18 protein-coding genes are annotated in these 24,414 nt (G+C 63.5%); 9 read left to right on the top strand and 9 right to left on the bottom strand.

Features of this window, described 5'->3' with window-relative positions; all coding sequences use genetic code 11:
- Nucleotides 1-64: 64 nt before the first annotated feature.
- From GEV01_RS01385 to tssA, 6 genes are read left to right on the top strand one after another with little or no spacing between them, the layout of a single operon-like run.
- Nucleotides 65-904, top strand: a complete 840-nt coding sequence (locus GEV01_RS01385) for a M15 family metallopeptidase (protein WP_328595407.1) — start codon at nt 65-67, stop codon at nt 902-904.
- A 36-nt stretch (nt 905-940) separates the two neighbouring features.
- The gene (locus GEV01_RS01380) at nt 941-2,320 is read left to right on the top strand and encodes a hypothetical protein (RefSeq protein WP_235914130.1); all 1,380 of its coding nucleotides are present in this window, start codon (nt 941-943) and stop codon (nt 2,318-2,320) included.
- Nucleotides 2,321-2,353: 33 nt separating this feature from the next.
- Nucleotides 2,354-6,277 (top strand): type VI secretion system membrane subunit TssM, encoded by a 3,924-nt coding sequence (gene tssM / locus GEV01_RS01375; RefSeq protein WP_152802260.1) that lies wholly within the window; start codon nt 2,354-2,356, stop codon nt 6,275-6,277.
- Nucleotides 6,274-7,260, top strand: coding sequence for a type VI secretion system-associated protein TagF (tagF, locus tag GEV01_RS01370; protein WP_152800979.1), 987 nt, complete (start codon nt 6,274-6,276; stop codon nt 7,258-7,260). The genes tssM and tagF overlap by 4 nt, the downstream gene beginning before the upstream one ends.
- 2 nt (nt 7,261-7,262) lie before the next feature.
- A complete protein-coding gene (locus GEV01_RS01365) occupies nt 7,263-8,060 on the top strand; it encodes an OmpA family protein (protein WP_152800977.1) in 798 nt (265 codons plus the stop codon).
- A gap of 16 nt (nt 8,061-8,076) precedes the next feature.
- A complete protein-coding gene (gene tssA / locus GEV01_RS01360) occupies nt 8,077-9,129 on the top strand; it encodes a type VI secretion system protein TssA (RefSeq protein ID WP_152800975.1) in 1,053 nt (350 codons plus the stop codon).
- A gap of 25 nt (nt 9,130-9,154) precedes the next feature.
- Here the strand turns inward: tssA and GEV01_RS01355 are convergent, their stop codons facing one another.
- From GEV01_RS01355 to GEV01_RS01315, 9 genes are read right to left on the bottom strand one after another with little or no spacing between them, the layout of a single operon-like run.
- Nucleotides 9,155-9,829 carry a hypothetical protein gene (locus GEV01_RS01355; RefSeq protein ID WP_175022866.1) on the bottom strand — a complete coding sequence of 225 codons (675 nt, stop codon included), beginning with the start codon at nt 9,827-9,829 and terminating at the stop codon, nt 9,155-9,157.
- Nucleotides 9,830-9,843: 14 nt separating this feature from the next.
- On the bottom strand, nt 9,844-12,507 hold the full coding sequence (gene tssH, locus GEV01_RS01350; RefSeq protein ID WP_152800970.1) for a type VI secretion system ATPase TssH: 2,664 nt from the start codon (nt 12,505-12,507) through the stop codon (nt 9,844-9,846).
- A gap of 27 nt (nt 12,508-12,534) precedes the next feature.
- Complete coding sequence (gene tssG, locus GEV01_RS01345) at nt 12,535-13,617, bottom strand: type VI secretion system baseplate subunit TssG (protein WP_152800968.1); 1,083 nt, start codon at nt 13,615-13,617, stop codon at nt 12,535-12,537.
- On the bottom strand, nt 13,581-15,425 hold the full coding sequence (gene tssF, locus GEV01_RS01340) for a type VI secretion system baseplate subunit TssF (protein WP_152800966.1): 1,845 nt from the start codon (nt 15,423-15,425) through the stop codon (nt 13,581-13,583). The genes tssG and tssF overlap by 37 nt, the downstream gene beginning before the upstream one ends.
- A 1-nt stretch (nt 15,426) precedes the next feature.
- The gene (tssE, locus tag GEV01_RS01335; protein WP_008449052.1) at nt 15,427-15,918 is read right to left on the bottom strand and encodes a type VI secretion system baseplate subunit TssE; all 492 of its coding nucleotides are present in this window, start codon (nt 15,916-15,918) and stop codon (nt 15,427-15,429) included.
- A 26-nt stretch (nt 15,919-15,944) separates the two neighbouring features.
- Nucleotides 15,945-16,436 (bottom strand): Hcp family type VI secretion system effector, encoded by a 492-nt coding sequence (locus GEV01_RS01330; protein WP_008449053.1) that lies wholly within the window; start codon nt 16,434-16,436, stop codon nt 15,945-15,947.
- Nucleotides 16,437-16,470: 34 nt separating this feature from the next.
- A complete protein-coding gene (tssC, locus tag GEV01_RS01325; protein ID WP_152800964.1) occupies nt 16,471-17,955 on the bottom strand; it encodes a type VI secretion system contractile sheath large subunit in 1,485 nt (494 codons plus the stop codon).
- A 2-nt stretch (nt 17,956-17,957) separates the two neighbouring features.
- A complete protein-coding gene (gene tssB / locus GEV01_RS01320; RefSeq protein ID WP_008449055.1) occupies nt 17,958-18,461 on the bottom strand; it encodes a type VI secretion system contractile sheath small subunit in 504 nt (167 codons plus the stop codon).
- 35 nt (nt 18,462-18,496) lie between these two features.
- On the bottom strand, nt 18,497-19,099 hold the full coding sequence (locus GEV01_RS01315) for a tetratricopeptide repeat protein (RefSeq protein ID WP_152800962.1): 603 nt from the start codon (nt 19,097-19,099) through the stop codon (nt 18,497-18,499).
- Between the two features lie 267 nt (nt 19,100-19,366).
- Between GEV01_RS01315 and tssK the strand changes: the two genes are divergently transcribed.
- The 3 genes from tssK to GEV01_RS01300 are packed head-to-tail and all read left to right on the top strand — an operon-like array spanning nt 19,367 to nt 24,413.
- Nucleotides 19,367-20,713, top strand: a complete 1,347-nt coding sequence (tssK, locus tag GEV01_RS01310; RefSeq protein ID WP_152800960.1) for a type VI secretion system baseplate subunit TssK — start codon at nt 19,367-19,369, stop codon at nt 20,711-20,713.
- Nucleotides 20,714-20,727: 14 nt separating this feature from the next.
- On the top strand, nt 20,728-21,492 hold the full coding sequence (gene icmH, locus GEV01_RS01305; protein ID WP_152800958.1) for a type IVB secretion system protein IcmH/DotU: 765 nt from the start codon (nt 20,728-20,730) through the stop codon (nt 21,490-21,492).
- Nucleotides 21,492-24,413 (top strand): type VI secretion system Vgr family protein, encoded by a 2,922-nt coding sequence (locus GEV01_RS01300; RefSeq protein ID WP_152800956.1) that lies wholly within the window; start codon nt 21,492-21,494, stop codon nt 24,411-24,413. Before icmH ends, GEV01_RS01300 begins: the two co-directional genes overlap by 1 nt.
- The last annotated feature ends 1 nt before the right edge of the window (nt 24,414 follow it).

The following is a 24,414-nucleotide window of genomic DNA, read 5'->3' as shown; positions in this document are numbered from 1 at the left end:
GATATACTCAAAGCAATGCTTTAAGGACACTAATGATGCACCGTTACGCTGGGGAGATGCTGTCGTGCTGATATTGGCAATCGCACTATATTTCGTTATTGCCTGCCTGATCAGCTGGATGGTCTTGTTCCCGGCCGGCCGCGAATTCGTGCTGAATGCACTGGCCGGCGCCGGCCAGCGGCTGCAACAGCGGGTCGGCCGCCTCGCCGCACGCGGGCAGCAGGACGCCGGCGCGCTGGGCCGCACGGGCCGCGCGTCGGCCGGCGAGATCGGCGCGTTCCTGCGCCAGCACTATGTGTTGTGCCTGGGCGGCGCGGCACTGATCTGCATCCCGCCGCTGCTGGCGCTGATGATGAGCACCAGAAGCACGCTGAGCGGCTTCGAAACCTCGACCCGGGAAGTCAACACCCAGGTCGCCGATCTGCTGCAGGGCGAGCAGCTGGTGCCGCCGCCGACGCTGCCGCCGCTGGTATTCGCCTCGGCAGAAGTGGCGCTGGAACGGCCGATGCTGGTGTCCGCAAGCCGGGACTGGGCGTTGATGGATGCGGCCTACGCCCAGCGCCTGCTGATGGCCTTCAAGATCATGAAGGAGAAGCACGGCTACGACATGGCGATCCTGGAAGGCTACCGCAGCCCGGAACGCCAGAACGCGCTGGCCGCGATGGGACCGAACGTCACCAATGCGGCGGCGTTCCAGAGTTGGCACCAATACGGCCTGGCCGCCGACTGCGCGTTTCTGCGCGACGGCAAGCTGGTGATCTCGGAAAAAGATCCGTGGGCCATGCACGGCTACCAGCTGTACGGCGAAGTGGCCGAATCGCTGGGCCTCACCTGGGGCGGGCGCTGGAAGATGATGGATTTCGGGCACACGGAATTGCGTGTGGCCGGTGTGATGAAACGATAAGGTACGGGCAAAATGGCGGCATGGCTTAAAACTCTGATGATGGCGGTACTGGCGTTCGGCGGCAGCTGGCTGGGCGCCGTCTGGTACTGGCGCGCGAACAACCGCATGCCGGCCACGGACGACCTGGTGCTGTACCTGCTGGTGCTGCCGTTGGCGTTGCTGGCCGTGTTCTGGCTGTGCCGCAAAATCTACCTCGGCATCAGCGCGCCCGCCGCCGCTGCCTCGGGCGGCGCCGCGGCCCAGGCCGAGGTTCCCGCCGAACCGGCGCGCGGACCGGCGCTGTCGCTGGTAGCGGCCGCCGTGCGCGCACCGCACGGCATGTCCGCTTCCGAACTTGGCGCGGCGCTGGCAGGCGCCCAGGCCCGCCCTGCGCTGGACTCAGAACTGAACGACGACCAGGGCTATCCGATCATGAGCGCGCGCATCGCCGACATCGATCCCGATCCGCTGCGCGAGGAAGTATCGGAATGGCTGGCCGCCCACGATCTGGAGCCGCACTTCAGCGACGAACAATGGCGTGCGCTCAGCGCAGGCAGCGAAGTGGTGAGCGAACTGTCCTCGCCGCTGAGCGGCCATCCGCAACTGGAGCCGCATGCCGGCCGAGTGGCGCGGCGCGAACCGTCGCCGCTGCCGATGCTGCAACTGCAGCCCGTATGGCAGGCCGAATGGAAGCCGGAGCAGCGCCAGGCCGCCGCCCTGTGGCTGCGCCACATGCTGACGCAAGCCGGCTGGCCCGAAGAACGCATCGCCGTCGCGCCGGAACGCGGCGCGGCCGATACCGAAGTCACCACCGCCTTGGCGCGGCTGCTGTCCGACGAACCGCCTGCATTGACGCTGGTGGTGGCCTGCGGCTCGCACATCGGCGCCGACAGCGTCGAGCGCCTGGGCAGCGCCGCCGCATTGTTCAACGCCAGCCATCCGCAAGGCCAGATCCCCGGCGAAGGCGCGGCCGGCCTGCTGCTGGCCGATGCGGCGCAAGCCGAGATGCTGGCGCCCGGCCAGCAACTGCCGCAGCTGTTGGCCGTGAACAGCGGCCGCCTGCCCCACTCCACCGACGAATCCAAGCGCACCAACGCCGAACTGCTGCTGGAACTGAGCACCAAGGCGCTGCACAGCGCGGGCCGCGAAGCATCGGCCATCGCCCTGATCACCGCCGACACCGACCACCGCACCAGCCGCGTCATGGAGCTGATGGGCGTGATGTCGGAAGCGACGCCGCAGCTCGATCCCGGCGCCGACGTATTCAGCGTCGGCGCGGGATGCGGCAGCTGCGGCGCCGTCACGTATTTGACCGCGCTGGCATTGGCGCGGCAGGAAGCGGAGAGCCGCAACGCCGCCATCCTGTGCATCAGCAATCTGGACCCGTTCCGGCGCGACGTCGCCGTGATCGGCCCCGCAGCACCCGTAGCAGTTTGATTTTCCCGAATTTTTCTAGAGCCCTCAATCATGATGCAAAAAACCTGGCAATTCCTGACGACCCGCAACAGCCTGATCGTGATCGGCTGGGTGGCCTTCGCCGCCTTGTTGCTGATCGCCGCCGCCATCTTCGAATGGCCGGCCAGCGTCGCCTGGACGGTGCTGGCGATCGCGCTGCTGTTCGGCGCCATCGTCTGGCTATGGCGCCGCCATCGCCGCCAGCGCGCCGCCGCCCAATTGGGCGACATGCTGGAACAGCAGGTCAACAAGGCGCCCGCCAAGCCTGACCCGGCGCAGCGCCAGGAAACGGACGTGATCCGCAAGCGCCTGCTGGACGCCATCGCCACCATCAAGGGATCGAAGATCGGCCAGTTCTCCGGCAACGCCGCGCTGTACGAGCTGCCGTGGTATATGGTGATCGGCAATCCGGCGGCCGGCAAGAGCACGGCCATCGCCAGCTCCGGCCTGCAGTTCCCGTTCGCCGACACCAAGATCGTGCAAGGCGTGGGCGGCACCCGTAACTGCGACTGGTTCTTCACCACCGACGGCATCCTGCTCGATACGGCGGGCCGCTATTCCGTCGTCGACGAAGACCGCGGCGAGTGGTTCGGCTTCCTCGACCTGCTGAAAAAATACCGCAAGAAGGCGCCGATCAACGGCGTCATCATCGCCGTCAGCGTCGCCGAACTGACGCGCAACCGTCCCGAATTCGCCATCAACCTGGCCAAGAACCTGCGCCAGCGCGTGCAGGAACTGACCGAGCGCCTGGAAGTGCATGCGCCGGTATACGTGGTCTTCACCAAGGCCGACCTGATCACCGGTTTCAACGAATTCTTCCAGGACGCCGAACGCGGAGAGCGCGATAAGATCTGGGGCGCCACCCTGCCCTACAGCCAGTCCACCACCAGCGAGCAGATACTCGACCAGTTCGACGCCCGCTTCGATGAGCTGTACGACGGCCTCAAAGACCTCAGCCAGGCCAATATGGCGCTGCAATGGCGCGAGACCATGCCGCCGGGCGTGTTCACCTTCCCGCTGGAATTCAGCTCAGTCAAGCCATCGCTGCGCGCCTTCATCGCCACGCTGTTCGAAGAAAATCCATTCCAGTTCAAGCCCGTGTTCCGTGGCTTCTACTTCACCAGCGCGCTGCAGGAAGGCGAATCCGTCTCCGCCTCGTCGCACCGCGTGGCCCAGCGTTTCGACCTGAAGCTGCAACCGCAGGAACACGAAGAAACCCATCAGCAGCAAGGCTACTTCCTGCTTAACCTGTTCCGCAAAGTGATCTTCGCGGACAAGGATCTCGTCGCGCAGTACGCCAGCCCGGCCAAGACGCGCGTGCGCTACGCCGCCTTCTTCGCCGCCACCGCCTTCGTCGGCCTGGCGCTGGCCGGCTGGAGCTGGTCCTACATGAACAACCGCCAGCTGGTCGCCAACGTCCAGGCGGACCTGGACCAGGCCATCAAGGTCCAGCAGAACCGCATGGACCTGCAATCGCGCTTCCAGGCGCTGGAGATCCTGCAAGACCGCATCGAACAACTGGACAACTACCGCGACCACCGTCCGCTGTCGCTGGGCCTGGGCCTGTACCAGGGCGACCTGCTGGACCGCAAGCTGCGCGAGGAATACTTCGCCGGCGTGCGCGAAGTGATGCTGAAACCTGTGGGTCAATCGCTGGAGTCCTTCCTGGCGGAAGTCAACAGCGGCGCGGCGCAGTTGCAGCCTATGGCCAAGCCGGTGACGGCTGCTGCCGGCGCAGCAACCACCGCAGGCGCCGATGCCACCGCAGCCGCTCCGGTCAACAACGGCGCCACGCAGTTCAAGGACGCTTCGCCCGCCAACGCGGAAGACGCCTACAACGCGCTGAAAACCTACCTGATGCTGAGCGATAAATCGCGCGCCGAAGCCGGCCACCTGAACGACCAGCTGACCCGCTTCTGGCGCGTGTGGCTGGACGGGAACCGTGGCGCCATGCCGCGCGAGCAGATGATACGCAGCGCCGAACGCATGATCTCCTTCTACCTGGCGCAGGTCAACGACACCTCGTGGCCGCAGATCGACGGCAAACTGGCGCTGGTCGACCAGACCCGCGACAACCTGCGCCGCGTAGTGCGCGGCATGCCTGCCCGCGAACGCGTCTACGCCGACGTCAAGGCCCGCGCCGCGACCCGCTTCCCATCGATGACCGTGGCCCGCATCGTCGGCGACCAGGACAAGGAACTGGTACTGGGCAGCTACGCCATTCCAGGCAGCTTCACGCGCCAGGCTTGGGAAGGCTTTGTGCAGGACGCCTTCCGCGAAGCGGCCAACCGCGAAATGCAGAGCGCCGACTGGGTGCTGAAAACCTCGTCCAAGGATGACCTGACGCTGGAAGGCAGCCCTGAGCAAATCCAGAAATCGCTGGTGGAGCTGTACAAGAACGACTACGCCAAGGAATGGGAGAAGTTCGTACAGGGCGTGACCATCCGCGAACTGGAAGGTTTCGACACCGCCGCCGCCGCGATGAACCGCCTGGGCGATCCGCAAACCTCGCCGATCAACAAACTGGTGACGACCGTCTACGAGCAAACCTCGTGGGACAACCCGTCGCTGCTGGACGCCGGCCTGCAACGCGCGCAGCGCGGCGTCAGCGGCTGGTTCCGCGAAACCATCCTGCGCCAGAAGCCTTCGCAGATCAACGTCAACCTCGGTTCCGCCAACGGCAGCAACGTGCAGAACGCCGCCCTGCCGCTGGGCCCCGTCGGCCGCGAGTTCTCCGGCGTGGCCCGCCTGGTGGTCGCCAAGGACAAGGATGCCTCGCTGATGCGCGGCTATATCGACCAGATGTCCAAGCTGCGTACGCGTTTCAATCAGATCAAGAACCAGGGCGATCCAGGCCCGGGCGCCAAGCAGCTGATGCAGCAGACGCTGGACGGCACCGGTTCCGAACTGGCCGACGCGCTGAAATACGTCGACGAACAGATGCTGACCGGGATGACCGATGCACAGAAAACGGCGATCCGCCCTATCCTGGTTCGTCCGCTGATGCAGACCTTCGCCGTCATCGTCAAACCGACCGAGACCGAGATCGACAAGGTCTGGTCCGCGCAGGTACTGCAACCGTTCAGCAAGAACCTGGCGCTGAAATACCCGTTCGCCACCGAGTCCCGTGCTGAAGCGACCAACGCAGAAATCGGCGAGATCTTCGGCCCGGACGGCGCCATCGCCAAGTTCTTCAACACCACCATCGGACCGTTGGTGGTGCGTCGCGGCGATTCGCTGAGCGCCAAGACCTGGGCCAATATGGGCGTCAACCTGTCGCCGCCTGTGGTGGCGGCCTTCCCCAACTGGATCGCTCCACTGTCGGCAGCAGGCGTCGCCAACACGGCGGCATCCAGCGGCGGCGAAGCGCAGACCATGTTCGACCTGCAGGCTCTGAGCGCCGCCGGTGCGACCGAGTTCACCATCGAGATCGACGGCCAGTCGCTGCGCTGGCGCGGCCAGCCGCAGCCATGGGTACACATGGCGTGGCCGAATCCACAGGGTGTGCCGGGATCGAAGATCACCGCGATCACGCCGGAAGGCCGCAACATTGTGCTGCTCAATGAACCGGGCCACTTCGGCCTGAAGAAAATGATCGACGCCGCCAAACGCAAGCGCAAGGACAACGGCGCGTTTGAACTGAGTTGGGACAACGCTGGCGTGGTCGTCACCGCCAACCTGAAGATCGTCGCCACCACGCAGGCTCCCGCGCCGCAACCGGTGCAAGCCGCACAAGGCTTCAAGCGCCTGCGCCTGCCGGAATCGATCATCGCCGCTGCACCTGCCGCACCGGCGCCTGCGGCTACGCCGGCAGCACCTTCGGCGCCAAGCGCTCCGGCGGCTCCGGCAACTGCGCCTGCGGCCACACCCGCGCCCAAACCGCCCGTGGCGCCGGCGCGCACCGCAGCAGCCACCGTCACCTCGGGAGCCACGCAATGAGCCGCGGCGCAACCCCGATCAGCGTCGGCTACTTCGGCAAGATTCCTACCCGTGGCGATTTCGTCAAGGGCAGCGACAGCCCGGCACTGATCAAGGTGCTGGACGACTGGCTGTCGCAGGCGATGGACCTGATGAGCACCGACGCCCGCTGGAAGCTGAACTACGACGCCGTCGCGCCGCTGCACTTCGCCTTCGTCGGGCCACGCCGCCGGCACGCCATCGCCGGCCACATCGTCGCCAGCAGCGACCAGTCCAGCCGCCGCTATCCCTTCCTGATGATGGGCGCGATGGAGGTGAACGAACCGGCAGCCTTCGTGCCGAACTCCCCGCTGGTGCTCACGCGCCTGTGGAATCGCCTGGAAGCGCTGACCACCAGCGTGCGCGAAGCCGGCGACCCGGCGCTGCCGCTGCAAAGCGCCGCCAGCCATCTGGTCGAACTCGATCTGCGTTCGGCCGCCTATGACGCCGCCTTCGAGGACTTCCTCGAACTGCAAACCATCGGCGCGCTCGACGCGATGCTGGCGCAGACCGGATTCAAAGGCTCGGCGCGGCAGATCCTGCTGGCCCTGGGCATGCTGCTGCAACCCGTCATGGCCAGCAGCTCCAGCCGCCTGGAGAAAAGCCTGCTGCTGCCGCTGCCGACCGATCCGATGTACCGCAACCTGGTGGCCGCCTTCTGGATGCACCTGATCACGCCATTCCTGGCGCGCGCCGATTTCGAACTGGCGTTGTTCGTCACCCGCATCGAGCAACGGCCCGCGCTGGTGCTCGGCTTCAGCGGCGCGTCGGCGCAAACGCTGCGCGCGATCATGGACCCGCAAACGGGACTGGATCATCACATCGACTTCGAACAGCTGGACTGGGTGGAAGAACAGATCGATTCCGATTACGGCATCAAGAAGCTGTCCACCTATCTGGCGCAAGCCAACCTGTCACTCAAGTCCGCGCTGGATTCCGTCGGCGCGGCGTTTATCGGAACCTGACCATGCGCTCTAACCAATTGATAGCCCAAGCCCTGCTGGCCGGCCTGTGCGCAATCGCCACCGGCGCCAATGCCCAGAACCCAGGCCTGGCACCTGCCGCACCCGAACCTGGCCAGGTACTCGCCAGCGGCACCGTGCCGGACGAAGGCAGCAAGGCCGCCGTACTGGCCAAGCTGCGCGAAGTCTACGGCGCCGACAAGGTGGTCGACCAGATCGCCATCGGCCCGGTCGCCATGCCGGCCAACTGGAACGGCTACGTACAAAAACTGATCACCTCCGATTTGAAGCAGATCAGCCGTGGACAGCTGAAAATCGACGGCAGCAACGTCAGCCTGCGCGGCGAGGTCGCCAATGAGGCGCTGCGCCAGCGCATCGCCAGCACCGTCGCCACCAGCCTCAATCCGACCTACACCGTCAACAACGGCCTGCGTGTATCGGCGGCAGACCAGAGCATCCTGGACACCACGCTGGCCAACCGCACCGTCGAATTCGAGAGCGGCAAGGCCACGCTGACGCCGGCCGGTAAAGCCATTCTCGACGAAATGCTGGCCGCGCTGCTCAAGCTCAAAGGCCGTAAGGTCGAGATCATCGGCCATACTGACAGCGCCGGCCTGCGCGCCACCAACCTTGGCCTGAGCCAGGCGCGCGCGGAAACCGTCAAGGCCTACTTCTCCAGCCATGGCCTGAACGGCGACCTGCTGACCGCCAGCGGCCAGGGTCCCGACCGGCCTATCGCCAGCAACGACAATGCGGATGGACGCGCGCGCAACCGCCGCATCGAATTCCGCATGGCCCAATAATCAACAAGAGGACATCATGTTTTCAGCAGAGCAGTTACTCATCCCCATCAGCGACAGCCGCCCTTCCGGCGAAGACCTGTCGTTTTCGTCCGACCTGGACGCCATAGCGCAGGCGCGCAAATTCGACGATCCTTCGCTCGATCAAGGCGAATGGGTGACGGAGTTGAAGGAAGCGGACTGGGAATTCGTCGTCAAGCGCTGCGCAGCGCTGTTGACGGAAAAAAGCAAGGACTTGCGATTGGCGGTCTGGCTGACCGAAGCCGCCGCCAAGCAGCATCACCTGCGCGGCCTGGGTGAAGGCTATCGCCTGCTGGCGGGCCTGTTTGAACAATACTGGGACATGGGCTTGTATCCGGAAGCGGACGGCGGCGACAACGACCAGCGCATCGGCAATCTAAGCTGGATACTGGCGCGCACGAAGACGCTGATCCGCGAGCTGCCGCTGACCGAGGGCCGCAATACGGCCTACTCCACCATCGACTTCGAAACGGCGCGCAAGCGAGCCAATGGTGGTAATGGCGGCAGCGACAACGACCAATCCGGCGCACCGAAACTGGCAGACATGGAAGCGGCCAAGCGTTCCAACTCGGCGCAGTTCATCGCCAAATTTTCCACGGACGCGCAATACTGCATGGACGCGCTGCTACAACTGGAGAAGGTAGCGGATGCAAAGCTGGGCCAGGACAGCCCCGGCTTCTCCGCCGCGCGCGACGCCGTGCAATCGATGCTGCATGTGATGCCGGTGGCAGCCAAATCCAACGGTGCCGAGGCGCACGCGGACGACTATGCCGACGAGCAGCCATCTCATGCCGACAACGGCGCAGCGGCGCCGCAGCAGCGGGAAGGCGTGTCCGGCCCTATCCGCAACCGCACCCAGGCCATCGCGCAGTTGCGCGCCGTGGCGAAGTTCTTCCGCGATACCGAGCCACACAGCCCGGTATCCTACTTCGCGGAGAAAGCCGCCAACGCCGGCGAACAGGATCTGCACACCTGGCTGCGTTCCGTCATCAAGGACGAAAGCTCACTGTCCCACATCGAAGAGATGCTGGGCGTGCAGCCACCAAACTAAAAAAAAGGGGGCTAGCCCCTTTTTTTTATTCGCCGATCAGTTGAACCGCGTCTATCCGCTTGTAGCCATGCTGGACGTTGTTGGCGATGGTGATCTTGACGCCTTTGACTTTATAAGCCGTCTTCTCAAAGCTGCGCACGAACCAGGTGCGGTTGCCGCGCCGGTCCTGCTTAACTTCGCTGATGCCGGTCCAGATGGTGTTCCACTTGCCATCCGTATCCTGCAACTCCACCTTGTTCACCGCCTCCACGCCGTCGCCGCCGGGGATAATCACTCGCACCTCGGTAGCGTTGACCGGCTTGGCATAGCCCAATTCCAGCCAGTCGAAACCCTTGTCCTGGTTATTGTTGGTCCAATCGCGATCATCCGACGCACCGACGACGTTCTTCGCCACGTTGACCTCTGACGGCTCTTTCCCATTGTCGTCGCCGAAGGTCGAACTGGCTTTCGCAGCAGTCGCCCATTGGCCTTTAGGGTCGTTCAGGTACTTGTCTTCCATCGTGCCATAGTCGAGCAGTGCCTGCTTCTTGGCCATTTCCTGCTGCTCGGCAGTCTGCTCCGCAGCCGGCGCAGCAGCAACTGGCGCAGCTGCCGGCGCCGGAGCAGTGGCCGCCGGAGCGACCTCCGGTTGTTCCTTCTTGTGGCACGCGGTCAGTATCAGCGTGGACATCAATACCGCAATCGTAGCTTGGCGTTTCATGATCATCATCTTCCTTATTTAACGGTGTATTTGAACTGACCCTGCTTGTTGGCGCTGACCTTGATCTTGCTGATCACCGCACCTTCGGCCATCTTGGTCAGCACGGATTCGGCCACTTCCGGCAGCAGCGTGCCATTGAGGATATTGTCGACATTGCGCGCGCCGGAATCGACTTCCGTGCAGCGCGCCAGCACCGCTTCTACCAGCGCCTCGTCGTAGCTGAACTCCGCCTTGTGATTGACGCTGATGCGCTGCTGGATCTTACCCAGTTTGAGCTTGATGATCTCCACCAGCACATCGTCGGGAATCGGATAGTACGGAATTACCTTCAAGCGGCCCAGGAAGGCCGGCTTGAACTGCTTCATCAGATGCGGACGGATCAACTCTTCCAGCGCTGCCGGATCGGGCAATTCATCGCCCGTCTTGTTCAGGCAAGCCTGCATCATCGCGGCGGAAGCCACGTTCGAGGTCAGGATGATGATGGTGTTCTTGAAGTCGATCTCGCGGCCTTCCGCATCGTCCATCACGCCCTTGTCGAACACCTGGAAGAACAGCTCCATGACGTCCGGATGTGCTTTTTCCACTTCATCCAGCAGCACCACGCTGTATGGATTGCGGCGCACGGCCTCGGTCAACACGCCGCCCTCGCCATAGCCCACGTAGCCCGGTGGCGAACCTTTCAGGCCCGAGACGCTGTGCGCCTCCTGATACTCGCTCATGTTGATGGTGATGAGTTTACGCTCGCCGCCGTACAGCACATCGGCCAGCGCCAGCGCGGTCTCGGTCTTGCCGATACCGGATGGGCCGACGAACAGGAACACGCCCTTCGGCTTGTTCGGGTCGTCCAGATTGGCGCGCGACGTGCGTACGCGCTGCGCCACCGCCTCGATCGCATGCGGCTGGCCCAGCACGCGCTGTTCCAGCATCGGCTTCAGGTTCAGCACCGTCTTGATCTCGTCCTTGACCATTTTGCCCAGTGGGATACCGGTCCAGCCGGCGACGATCTCCGCCACCACGTGGCCGTCCACCTGCACCGGCACCATCGGCGTTTCGCCTTGCAGCGACTTCAATTCCGTTTGCAGCGCCTGCAGATCCTTGCTCTGGCTAGCACCGCCCTCGCCGCCCGCCTCCAGCACCACGCGGCCGGCCTTGATCTGTTCCGTCAGCGCTTTCTCTTTCTCCCAGCGCGCGGACAGTTCGGCATGCTGGGCAGCGGCGGCCACGCGGCCCGCTTCCAGCTCCGCCAGTCGCGCCACGTGCGCGGAACCACCGGTGCTCTGCTCGCGTTGCAGCGACGCCGATTCCGCAGCGATGCGTTCCAGTTTGCGCGCCAGGTTCTCGATCAAGGCCGGCGTGGCGTTCTGGCCCAGCGCAACCTTGGCGCAGGCGGTATCGAGCACGCTGATCGCCTTGTCCGGCAGCTGGCGGCCCATGATGTAGCGATGCGACAAACGCACGGCCTCGGTTATCGCCTCGTCGTACACGCGTACGCCGAAGTGTTTTTCCATCAGCGGCGCCATGCCGCGCAACATGGCGCAGGCCAGTTCCTCGCTAGGTTCCTCGACCTTGACGACCTGGAAGCGACGCGCCAGCGCGGCATCCTTTTCAAAGTACTTCTTGTACTCGCCCCAGGTGGTGGCTGCGATGGTGCGCAGTTCGCCGCGCGCCAGCGCAGGCTTGAGCAGATTGGCCGCATCGTTCTGGCCTGCCTGGCCGCCCGCGCCGATCATGGTGTGCGCCTCGTCGATGAACAGGATGATGGCGTGCGGGCTTTTCTTCACTTCGTCGATGACGTTTTTCAGGCGGTTCTCGAACTCGCCCTTGACGCTGGCGCCGGCTTGCAGCAGGCCCATATCCAGCGTATGTATCTCCACGCCTTTCAGCACATCCGGCACGTCGTTCAATGCGATGCGCAGCGCCAGGCCTTCCACCACGGCGGTCTTGCCGACGCCGGCCTCGCCGGTCAGGATGGGATTGTTCTGGCGGCGGCGCATCAGGATGTCGATGGCCTGGCGGATTTCCATGTCGCGGCCGATCACCGGATCGACTTTGCCGTCGCGGGCGCGCTGCGTCAGGTTGGTGGTGAACTGGTCCAGCGCCGGCGTTTTCGACGCCGCCTTGGCCGACAGGTCGCCGACCGGATCGCCGCCCAGCTCTTCATGCTCGCCGCTCGCGGCGGCGTTGGCGGCCACTGCCTCGTCCGAGCCGGCGGTCAGCTTGTCCAGGTTATGCTTGATCTGGTCGACTTCGAATTTGGCGAACAGCTTGGATCCACGATACGCCAGCTGCGCCAGCTCAGGCTCCGTCAACAGCGCCTGCAACAGATGGCCGCTGCGTATCTGCGCCTGCTGGCCCGCTTGCAGGTCCAGCGATGCGATCAGCCACGCGTGCTCGAACAGCTTGGGCAAGCGCTCCGAGAACACCGGCGTGCGCGAGTTGCCGGTCTTGAGGCGCGCAATCTCGGCCTGCAAATCCGCTTCCAGCATGCTGACGCTGATGCCGCTCTGGCGCGCGATGACGACGAAATCGCTCTTGGGCTGCTCCAGCAGCGCCAGGAACAGGTGTTCGATATCCACCTCGTACTGCCCCAGCGAGACGCACAGGCTGGCGGCGCGGGTGGCGGCCGTGCGGCTGGTGTCGTTCAGTTTTCCGATCAAAGTCTTCAGGTTGATGCTCATGATGGTTCCTTATTATTTATACTGTTTTTATACCGTATGAATCTCATAGCGCACATCGGCGCGGTCCTGCGTCTGGGCGTCGGTGACGAGGAAGCTGTCCCAACCCAGGCGTCCGCCCACGCGGTCGTCCTCAAGCCGCGCGCCCTGCACGTCGGCAGCGCGCAGCACCAGCTGCACTTCATACTCCAGCGACAGCCCGGTGAACATGGTCAACATGCTCTTCAGCGCCTTCGCCGCTTTACCGCCGGGCAGGAAGGATTCGTAGCCTTCCAGGTCCAGCGGGCCTATCACCAGCCGTAATCGCAAATCGCGCTGCCACACGCGCGAACCGGCCATCGCGCCCGCGCCCAGCATGGCGTTACCCATGCCGAGCACCGTCTGCTGCTCCTGCGGCACGTCGTACCAGCAGCCGATGAACTGTTCGGCCTTGATCTGCTGGTTGAAGTACTCCGACAGCACCTTCGCGATCTGCACCGCCGACGCTGGACGCTGGCGCATGGCGGTGGCGAAGTAGCCGATCGACTCGTCAAGCACGCCGTCGCCGTCGTCGGACAAGCGGCGCCGCAGCGACTCGTTGCCCATGCCGGCCAGCGACAGCAGCAGCGGCAGGAAGGTATCCTTGCCATCGACCTGGTACTTCAGCTCCAGCCGGTACTTGCGCCAAGCCTCGTAGAACAAGGCCAGCGCGCGGTTGGAGAAAGTGTCGAGAAAGGCGCGCGGTCCCTCGTCCTTTTCGTATAGCGCATGCGCGGCGATACGCTCCGTGTAGTGCGCGGGCAGCGTGCCGTTACTGCCTAAAAATCCCATGAAGGCAGGCGTGATGCGGATGTACTTCAGCTGCGTCGATTGCAGTGCGGCCGCCAGCGCACACGGGTCGGTCGGCACATCGCGCGGCTCCGGCTGCATCGCTTCCAGCTGGCTGGCCGGGAAGTTCAGCGACGTCGAATTCTGGAAGCGCAGGTAGTTCGCCACCGCGCCCTCGCCCGGCGCGCCATGGCGCTTGAGCCACAGCTCCAGCATGCGCACGGCCTGGAAATATTCGAACCGGTACGGCTGCGCAAACAGCCGCTCGATTACAGCAGGCTCAAATCGCCGCTTCGTGGCGTGCATCGCAACAGCTCCTCTCCGGTTTTATTCGATACGATCACCAGTTGGGTGAAACTATTGGCGTGCACGTACAGGCCCAGGAAGCGTTCGATGATGTGGGCGAACGCGTGGATGCCGCTACCGACGAAGGCTTCCTCGTCGATGGTCAGCCTGACCTCGATGCCGCGCACCAGGCAGGCGAACGGGTTCCCCGGCAGCCAGGTGTTGGCCGCCTTGTGCGACACCGCCAGCACGCCGCCGATCTGCCGCTGCGACGACGGTGAGCGCGGCAGGTCGTACAGCGTCAGCATCTCGCGGAAGGCGTCCAGGCCGCCGTCGCTCAGCGACAGGTGGTTCAGCGACAGGTGCGAAATCAGGCGCCAGTGCGCGCCGCGCCCGCGTTCGAAGCGGTGCGAGGATGTCGGCTTGCGCAGGAAGCTGATGGCGCGCACGCTGGAGCCGCCTTCCAGGAACAGATCGCCGCCGCGCTGGCCGTAGCTCAGCGAGGCTGGCAGATCGCGGTTGGTGCAGCTCAGCTCCAGGCTCAGGGTGTCGGTCTCCACCTCGGCCGGATCGAAATCGATGTCGACGATGGAAATCTGCGTTTCATAGCCAGGGCTCTTCTCGGCGATGATGTCGTCGCGCCGCATGACCCAGTAATGGCCGTTCTTTTCCGGCGTCTGGCCGTGGCGCAGCGAGTAGAACGGGCGGAACTCCAGCACCGATTCGCCTTGCGGCGTTTGCCGCACCAGCTTCACGGAGTCGATGGACTGCACCTCATAGGCGAAGGCGCGGCGCGCGTCGGCCAGCACCGGATAGCTGGCGGTGGTATGCGTCAGGCGTATCGGCTCGCCGCGCTGACGGAACAGGTTGACCACCGGCGTGCAGCCCAGCAGCACGTTGTTGGTGTTCAGCGTGCCGAGCATGCGGGCAGTGTTCGAATCGGTACGCATGCCGGACAAGGCCAGGTGCAGCGTGACCGACTTGCAGCCGGACGGCAGCACGCCGGCCAGCGCATGCAGGTCGATGTCGAAGAAGTTGAACTTCTCGGGGAAGCAGAAATACTCGGTCAGCAGCCGGTAGGCGGCATGCGAGCGTGCGGAGAAATCGATCAGCGATTCCTCTTCCTCGAAGCCAGCCGGGCTGACGGGTATTTTATGCAGCGGTATCCAGCGGCCATTGCCGTCCGCTTCCACATAGGCGCATACGCCGCGCATGAACAGCGCGTCGCGCAGCGCGGCGCAGAAGGATGGCTCGCCGTCGATGAACACGCGCAGCTTCGACAGGCCAAGCTGCGGCACCGCCACCTGGGCCGAGGTGCTGGAGATGGTCAGGCTGATGCTCGATGTCGCATTCGGTGGCGTGCGTGTCGCTTCCGGAGCGTCGATGATGGCGGCGAAGGCCGCATGCGTCAGCGCCAGCGGCGCGATCGTCACCGGATATGCGGTGCGGAAGGTGCACACGGCGCCGCGCACCGGGCGCGTAGTCAGCTGAGTACCACGCGGGATTTCGCTGGCGGTCGTCAGCTGCGCCGCGGCGCCGCTGAAGTCCATGCGCGCGATCGAGCACGATGGAAACGGCCGCAGATAGTGCGGATACAGCACCTCGAACAGTGCTTCGGTAAATTCTGGATAGTCGTCGTCGAGCCGTTTGGCGATGCGCGAATTGAGCAGCGCGAACGATTCGATCATGCGTTCGATGTGCGGGTCTTCGCACACCTCGCCGCCGATCAGCAGCCGGCCGGCGATCTTGGGGTAGCGTTCGGAGAATTCGCGCGAATAGCGGCGCAGGAATCCCAGCTCCCTCTCGTAATACGGTAATAATTGGTCCAACTCAGGCTCCCGATTGCGCCACGCGGCGTGCCTTGCTTATGGTGTAGTGCAGGCTGGACGGCTGCAACACAGCGTCAAAATTGACCGGTTCATGTGCCGAGCTAACCACCAGCAGCGCCGTGATGGCGAAGTTGAGGCGGTTGATCGCATCGGCGCGCAGTTCGAGCGAAGCCTGCACATTGCGCAGGCGCGGCTCGTGGCGCGCGATGGCTTTTTCAAGGCATCGGCAAATAAAAGCACGGTCATCGGTGCTCGACAGCGACAAGCCGGCAAAGTCGTTCAAGCCGTATGTCACGATCGAGCGTCCGCATTCGGGATACCGCTTCAGCAGCTCTTCCGGGATCACAGTGCGCGTGTTCAGCAGCGCTTCCAGATCGCGCGCGACCGAGTCCTTCAAGTCCTCGATCGACAAACGCGATACCGTGCCGCTGGAGGCGCCATTGACCGGCATATCCATCAGCCGGTCGAATAGTCCCGGCGTAAAACCCTTCATCGGTATCCCATCAAACAGTCAGTCGATTACGCGGTTTTGTTAGCCGACAGATCCCAGCCGCCCGAGGTGTTACCGCCCGAACCACCGCCAACTTTTTGTTGGGTGTACTTCCACTTCACTTTCGAATACTTGATCGCCACGTCTTCAGTCAGGATGTTGCCCTGTTTGACGGTTGGTGCAACGCTGGAGATCAGAACATTTTCCAGTTCGATTTCGAAGTACTTGATACGCTCGCCATTGCCGTCGGCGCGCAGGAATTCCAGCTTGGCCTTAGGGATGGTTTTACCCGACGAGCAGGTTTGCAGCAGCAGAGGAGTAGCCAGGTCAGCCAGCTTCGAGACAACGATATCTTTGTGCTCGGTGCGCTCGGCAGTGTGGCCGCCGCCGGTCGATGCGGTAGCCGACTTAGGCTGCAGCACTTCCCATTGAACGGTCGATACCTCGATCCAGTCCTTGTGGGTAGCATCGGCGGATTCGCCTTTGATACCGTCGATTTGCAGATAGACGTCGATTGCCATTGTGATTCCTTTCAGTTGTTAAAGTAAGTACTGCTTAGTTCTTGGTCGATGCAGGGAGCTCCGCGACCAAACGGAGTGAAACGGACAGCTCGTCGAGCTGGAAGTGCGGACGCAGGAACGACACGGCGCGGTACACGCCCGGACGGCCCGGCACTTCGGATACTTGAACCGACGCTTCGCGCAGCGGGAACTGGGCTTTCTGTTCCTGGCTGGCGTTATCGTCCAGCAGCACGTACTGGGTCAGCCAGCGGTTCAGGAAGTCTTCCACGTTCGACGCGGCGGCGAAGCTGCCGATTTTGTCGCGCATCATCGCCTTCATGTAGTGGGCGATGCGCGAGACGGCGAAGATGTACTGCAGCTGCGCCGACAGCACGGCATTGGCGTTGGCGGCGTCGTTGTTGTACTTGCGCGCCTTCTGCGCCGATTGCGCGCCGAAGAAGGCGGCGTAGTCGGTGTTCTTGCAGTGGACCAGCGAGATGAAACCGAGGTCGCTCAGTTCTTTTTCGCGGCGGTCGGTGATGGCGATTTCGGTCGGGCATTTGAGCGCCACTTCGCCTTCGTCGGTCTTGAAGGTGTGGGTCGGCAGGTCTTCGACCAGGCCGCCGCCTTCAACGCCGCGGATCGCCGCGCACCAGCCGTAGTCTTCGAAGGCTGCGGTCAGCTTGGTGCCGAAGGCGTAGGCCGCGTTACACCACAGGTATTTCTGGTGGTCGGTGCCGTCGACATCTTCGACGAAGTTGAAGCCTTCGGTGGTAGCGCCATCGGCCGGGTTGAACGGCAGGCGGCCCAGGAAGCGCGGCAGCGTCAGGCCGACGTAGCGCGAGTCTTCCGATTCGCGGAACGACTTCCACTTCGCGTATTCGACGGTGTCGAACACCTTCGACAGGTCGCGCGGCTTACCCAGGTCGCTATAGCTCTCCAGGCCGAACAGCTCCGGCGACGCGGCCGAAATGAACGGCGCGTGCGCGGCGGCTGCCACGTGCGACATCTGCTCGATGAAGTACATGTCTTCCGGCTGGCGGGTGATCTCGTAATCGCCCAGCAGCGCGCCGAACGGCGCACCGCCGAAGGTGCCGAATTCTTCTTCGTAGACCTTCTTGAACATGGTGCTCTGGTCGAATTCCAGCGCGGACTGGAAGTCCTTGACCAATTCCTTCTTGGTCGCGTTGAGCATCTTGATCTTCAGGTTCTGGCCCGTGGCGCTGTTGCGCACCAGGTAGTTCAAGCCGGTCCAGCTGCTTTCCAGCTTCTGGAATTCCGGCGCGTGCATCACGGCCGACAGCTGCGCCGAGATCATGCGGTCCAGTTCAGCGACGCGGGCGTCGATGGTGGCGGCCAGGTTGTCGGAGACGACCACGGTGCCGTCCATGACCTGGTTCACCAGTTCGGAAATCAAATCCTTGGCGCGCGCATGTTCGGCGCTGGATTTGGCGACCTTGCTCTGCTCGACGATCTGGTCAAGCAAGGCCAATTCGGTAGCGGCGGCGGGAGCGCCGCCTGGAGTCAGTTGAGCGGACATGATCAGGCTTTCGTGGTTTGCTGGCCCAGTTCGGCCAATTTCTCGGTGCTGTTCAAGACGTCGTTGAGGATGTCTTCCAGCTTGTCGTTGCCGGCCAGTTTGTTACGCAGGTCGGCCAGCTTGGTGCGCGCTTCGAGCAGCTTGCGCAGCGGTTCCACCTGCTGCACCACGGCTTCGGGACGGAAGTCGTCCATCGATTTGAATTTCAGGTCGACCGCGAACTGGCCGCCTTCGTCGCTCAATTCATTGGCCACGCGGTAGGCCGCGCGCGGCTCGACGCCCTTCAGCACTTCGTCGAAGTTATCGCGGTCGATGCCGACGAAGCTGCGATCCTTCAGGCGTTTTTGCTCGACTTCCGAATTGCCGCCGAAGTCGCCGACCACGCCCATCACGAAAGGCAGTTCCTTGTTTTCGATGGCGTCGCCGATTTCGACGTCATAAGTCATCTGGACCCGCGGTGGGCGAATTTTCTGCAGTTTTTTCTGGACACTGGTATTTTTTGACATGGGATTCCCCTATCGTTGGGTTAAATACAGATTGCTTACTTCAGCGCGTTGAATGGATTCGCGCTCGAATCGTCGTCGGCCTTGGCCTTGCCTTTTTTGGTCTTGGCGGCGGTGGCGTTGCTGCGTGCGGGCGCGACGGCTTGCGCAGGCTGCGGCGGCACCAGTACGGTCTCACCCAGGCTTTCGCGCAGCAGTTTGGCCAGATCCTGCGACTCGGTGCGCAGCGATCCGGACAGATTGTTCTGGCGGCTCAGGTCCGACAGCGCGCGCGTCGACAGGCGCAGGCCGCTGATGGCGATGATGCTGTTGGCCAGGCGGTCGTTGGGATCGCGCACCAGCACTTCCTGTGCGCTGACGATGGCGTCGCCGTATTGACCGGCTTCGTAGCGGGTCTGCGCGATATTGGTCCACGGCGCCTTGTCCGCCGGGTAGGCGACTGCGGCCTCTTTCCACAGCGTGATGGCTTGTTCCTTCTGGCCGGAGCCGCTGACTTGGCTGGCCTTGGCCAACATGTCTTCCATGCTAGGCGTGGCAGGTTTCTGGGCGATCGGCGCGGTTACGCAGGCGCTGAGCGATGCGGCGCAGACAGCGGCGCCAATGAAGCGGCCGATGCGGCCGAGGGAGATAACGGTATTCATGCTGTCCTCAAACTAAATATCAAAAAAGAATGCTTAATCACTAATTGTTTCCAACAGGCGCCACGTTATCAGAAATTTATTATTGACCGCGTTCAATTGAATTTTTTGTGTGCGAAGGGAACTTTTTGGTACTTTAAAGGTCTTGTTGCTTATTTTTTAAGCGTGCGCACGATAGAAACCAAGCGGGCGCGGCAATTGCGCAAGGAATGTTATTGTTCTGCTACTTAACAAATGGCATCAATGCGCCACACTCACAAGGACGCACGCATGAGCAGCAAAATTTTATGGGGCGAAGGATTGTTTCTGCGCCCGCAGCACTTCCAGCAGCAGGACCAGTACCATGAACAGCGGCTGCATCACAGCATGCAGGCGCTGCACCCCTACGCCTGGGGCGTGAACCAGATCCAGATCGACCGCGACGCGCTGGCCAACAACACGCTGCGCGTGCTGGAGCTGTCGCTGCGCTTCCAGGACGGCGAGCTGTATAGCGCCCCCGGCGACGATGAGCTGCCGGACACCGTGGACCTGAGCCAGATGCTGCAATCGCAGCAGAGCGTGACGTTTTACGCCGCCCTGCCCGCGTTCAAGCCATTCGGCGGCAATTTCGGCGACGCCGCCAACGGCGCCAATGGCAATGCGGTGCGCTTCCTGCAATCGAACCGCGACACGCCGGACCTGTACACGCAGGCCGCGTCGGCGCAGCTGAGCTATCTGAAAAAGACCGTACGCCTGGTATCGGAATTCGAACCGCGCGATTCGTACACGCACTTCCCGCTGCTGCGCCTGCGCCGCGCGGCCACCGGCGGCTTCGAACTGGATGCGTCCTTCGTCGCCCCCAGCCTGTCGATCCGCAGCTCGCCGCTGCTGTTCCTGCAACTGCGCCGCCTGATCGACGCGCTGCAGGCCAAGGTCAGCGCGTTGTACGGCCACCACCGCGAGCCGAGCAAACACGTGATCGAATTCCGCTCCGGCGACATGTCGTCCTTCTGGCTGCTGCACACCGCCAGTTCGGCCTTCGCCTCGCTGTCGCACTACTTCCACCATCCGGCGCTGCATCCGGAACGGCTGTACGAGCAGCTGCTGTCGCTGGCCGGCGCCCTGATGACCTTCTCGAAAAGCTGGACCCTGGCCGACCTGCCGCCCTACCAGCACGCCGATCCCGGCCCGGCCTTCGCCACGCTGCACCAGATCATCCGCGAGCTGCTCGACACCGTGATCTCGTCCAAGTACTTCGCCATCGCGCTCAAGGAAGTCAAGCCTTCGTACCACCACGGCATGCTGGACTCGCAGAAGATCGACGACAAGACCACCTTCTACATCGCCGTCTCGGCCGACCTGCCGGCCAGCGAACTGGTGGACATCGTGCCGCTGCGCTTCAAGATCGGCGCACCGGACGACGTCGAAAAATTCGTGCTGTCGGCCATGCCGGGCGTGCGCCTGTCGCATTCGCCGCAAGTGCCGGCCGCCGTGCCGGTGCGCCCGGACGCCTGCTACTTCGCGCTCGAAGCCAAGGGCCAGATGTACGAGCGCATGCTGCAAGCCCAATCGATTTCCATCTACGTCCCCGGCGGCATCCACGACCTGAAGCTGGACCTGGTGGCCGTTACTTCCTGAACTGAGGACCAACCATGAATACCGTTACCGCACCTTCCCTCATGGGCGCAGGCGCTCCGCCCAGCGCCGCCAGCGCACCGCAAACGCTGCTCGACCTGATGTACGACGGCTTCTACGCCCTGTTCATGCTCAAGAACGGCAACGGCCCGCAGGACGACGGCGAGTTCGCCCGCAAGATGGCGGCCTTCCTCGACGATTTCGGCCGCGGCGCCAAGAAGCAGAACGCCTCGCCGGACGATGTCGACAACGCGAAATATGCGTTCTGCGCCGCCGTGGACGAGATCATCCTGCGCTCCAACTTCAGCATCCGCGACGCGTGGGAACGCCGCCCGCTGCAACTGGTGCTGTTCGGCGACCAGCTGGCCGGCGAGAATTTCTACAACCGCCTGGAGAACCTGCGCGCGCGCGGCAGCGCCCACCTGCAGGCGCTGGAGGTATTCCATATGTGTCTGCTGCTGGGTTTCCAGGGCAAGTACATCCTCGAAGGCTCGGAAAAACTGAACTACCTGACCTCGCGCCTGGGCGACGAGATCGCCCACATGAAGGGCAAGCGCGGCGGCTTCGCGCCGCACGCCGAGCGGCCGGACCAGATCAAGCACAAGCTGCGCAGCGACCTGCCGGTATGGGTGCTGTGCTCCGTGTTCGGCCTGATTTGCGTGCTGGGCTACATCGGCCTGCGCACTTCGCTGAACCACAATGCCGAGAGCCGCATGAACGCGTATAACGACGTGGTCAAACTGGCTCCACGCGCCGCCAACCTGACCATCACGCTGCCCTAATGGACCTGCAGTCACAACTTCCCTCGGCGCTTGGCCTGTTCGGCACGGGCCTGAGCCAGCACGCCCGCCTGCTCACGCTGGCCAGCGCGCAGGACTCGGGCCTGTCCGAATCGCTGATGGCCGAACACTTCAGCGGCCGCGAAGGCGTCAACGAACTGTATGCGTTCGACGTCGACGCGCTGAGCGTATCGACCGATCTGGATCTGACCATCTTCATCGGCGAGGAATTGACCGTCACGCTGCTGCAACCGGACGGCGGCAAGCGCGCCTGGCACGGCATCTGCACCGAAGCCGCATGGCTGGGCGCCGATGGCGGCGTGGCGCGCTACCGCCTGCACCTGGAACCTGCGCTGTCGCTGCTGCGGCTGCGCCGTGACAGCTATATTTTCCAGGACAAGAACGCGCAGGACATCGTCACCGAACTGCTGGCCGATTATCCGCAGCTGCGTTTCGAATTCGACGTCACGCAAACACTGGAGCCGCGCGCCATCTGCACGCAGTACCGCGAAAGCGACCTGGAATTCTTCACGCGCCTGCTGGCCTCCGAAGGCCTGAGCTGGCGCTTCGAGCACGACCAGGCGGACGATGAAAGCCAGGACGGACAGGCCAAGCACAAGCTGGTCATCTTCGACAGCAAGGCGCGTGCACCGGATACGCCGGGCGACGCCGAGATCCGCTTCCACGGCGTGCGCGCCACCGACACCGACGACGCCATCGACCACTTCTCGGCGCGGCGCCAGGTGCAGGCCAACGCCGTCAGCATCAGCAGTTGGGATCCGGCGCAGTTGCTGGCACCGTCCGCCGAGCAGGCATCGAGCCTGGATGCGGGCGAGTTGCCGGTGCTGGCCGTGTATGACGGCAGCGGCGAACGCATCGCCAGCGGCGCCGACAACGGCATCGCCGCCGATCCGCACAGCCAGTTGATGCTGCAGGCGCTGGAGCTGGACAACAAGGTCTTCGAAGGCAAAGGCGCCGTGCGCCGCCTGGCTGCGGGCCACGGTTTCCAGCTGACGCAACACGAACGCTACGCCGACGGCGACAACCGCTTCCTGGTGCTGTGGGTGCGCCACGAGGCGCGCAACAACTTCCAGGCGCAGATCAAGACCCTGACGTCGCTGGTGGGCGGCGGCATCGAGAACGGCACCTACCGCAACAGCTTCGGCTGCGTGCGCGACAGCGTGGCCGTGGTGCCGCGCGCCACCGCCGCGCCGCACGCCAGCACCGCGCTGGGGCCGCAGACGGCCGTTGTTGTCGGCTTGGCCGGCGCGGTCGCCACCACCGATCGCGATCACCAGATCAAGATCCAGTTCAGCTGGCAGCGCGGACAAGGCGCCAATGCCGGCGGCATGGGCCACAACACCGACAGCAAGGGTAATGCGCCCGGCGACGAAAGCTCCGGCACCTGGGTGCGCGTGGCCGAAGCGCTGGCCGGCCCTAACTGGGGCTCGCAGTTCACGCCGCGCATCGGCACCGAAGTGCTGGTCGACTTCATCGACGGCGACATGGACCGGCCGATGGTGGTGGCGCAGCTCTACACGGGCGCCGACATGCCGCCGTTTTCGGCGGGCGTGGATTCGGGCGCGAACCATGCGGGCACGCTGTCCGGCATCCACAGCCACAACTTCGACGGCGGCGGCTACAACCAGTGGCAGCTGGACGACACGCCTGGCCAGGTGCGCACGCGCCTCGCCACCAGCAGCGCCGCCACGCAGCTGAACCTGGGCTACCTGGTCCAGCAATCGCCCGGCGCGGCGCAGCGCGGCACCTATCGCGGTAGCGGCTTTGAACTGCGCACCGATGCGTGGGCCACTGTACGCGGCGCGGAAGGCGTGCTGCTGACCACCAGCGCGCGCGCCGCGCAAGGCAGCGGCGTCACCTCGACGCAGATGGATGCGGTCGAGGCGCTTGGTTCATTGAAGTCGTCGAAAGAGTTGGCGGAGCGGCTCAGCGACGCGGCCACGCAGCAGCAGGCCTTGTCCAGCAAGCTCGCCGCCGAAGCGCACAAGGATTTCATCGCGCAGCTCGATCCCAAGGAAAAAGGCAAGCACGCGGGCGCGGTCAACGGCCAGCAGGCAGCCAAGGCCAAGGACGGCGCGCGCGATCTCGATGCGGACAAGCCGGTGGAAAAATTCGGTGCGCCGCTGGTGCTGATGGATGCACCGTCCAACATCAACTGGGCCACGCCGGCATCGACCGTGCTGTTCGCGGGCCAGCAGCTACACTGGGTAACGCAGGGCGACGTGCACATGACGGCCGGGTACACGGTATCGTCGGTGGCGGCCAACGCGGCGAGCTACTTCTCGCATGCGGGCGGCATCCAGGCTATCGCCGGCAATGGCCCGGTATCGCTGGAGGCCCACACCGATCTGCTGGAGATCCTGGCGGATAAATCGATCACCGTCATCTCCGTCAACGACAGCATCGAGATCAAGGCCAATCAAAAGATCGTACTGCAAGCTGGCCAGTCGTCGATCACACTCGAAGGCGGCGACATCACGTTCGCGTGCCCTGGCAACTTCACGGTCAAGGGCGGAAAGCATGTGTTTGAGGGCGGGGCAAGCAAGTCTGCGATATTACCTGGGCAGCCCACGTTACTTAGCAAATTCCCTCCGCTCTCAAAGGAACAGGTCGGCCCTCACGAAATTACTATTCTTGGTTTTAGCGCTGAGGGTACCGCGCTCGAAAAAGCCTTCGTTAAATTTTACGATCAGGATCTACGAAAATCCATAGGAACACGCCAAATTCTGGGTAGTGGAAAAGCGGATCCGATCACTGCCGAACATAGTCAACGCTACCGAGCGCTTGTTGGCTACAAAGGTTGGTCCTCTTACTTTGTCGAGATAAAACACGGAGAACATGAAATAGATGAATCGTTCGACCCAGGTGAGTTGGATGAGGATCGTGACACCGAAAATTTGTAAG

The organism is Rugamonas rivuli, assembly GCF_009380165.1.
Lineage (GTDB): Bacteria > Pseudomonadota > Gammaproteobacteria > Burkholderiales > Burkholderiaceae_D > Rugamonas > Rugamonas rivuli.
The sequence above is the reverse complement of the archived record's forward strand: the minus strand, read 5'-3'. Positions and strand labels throughout refer to the sequence as shown.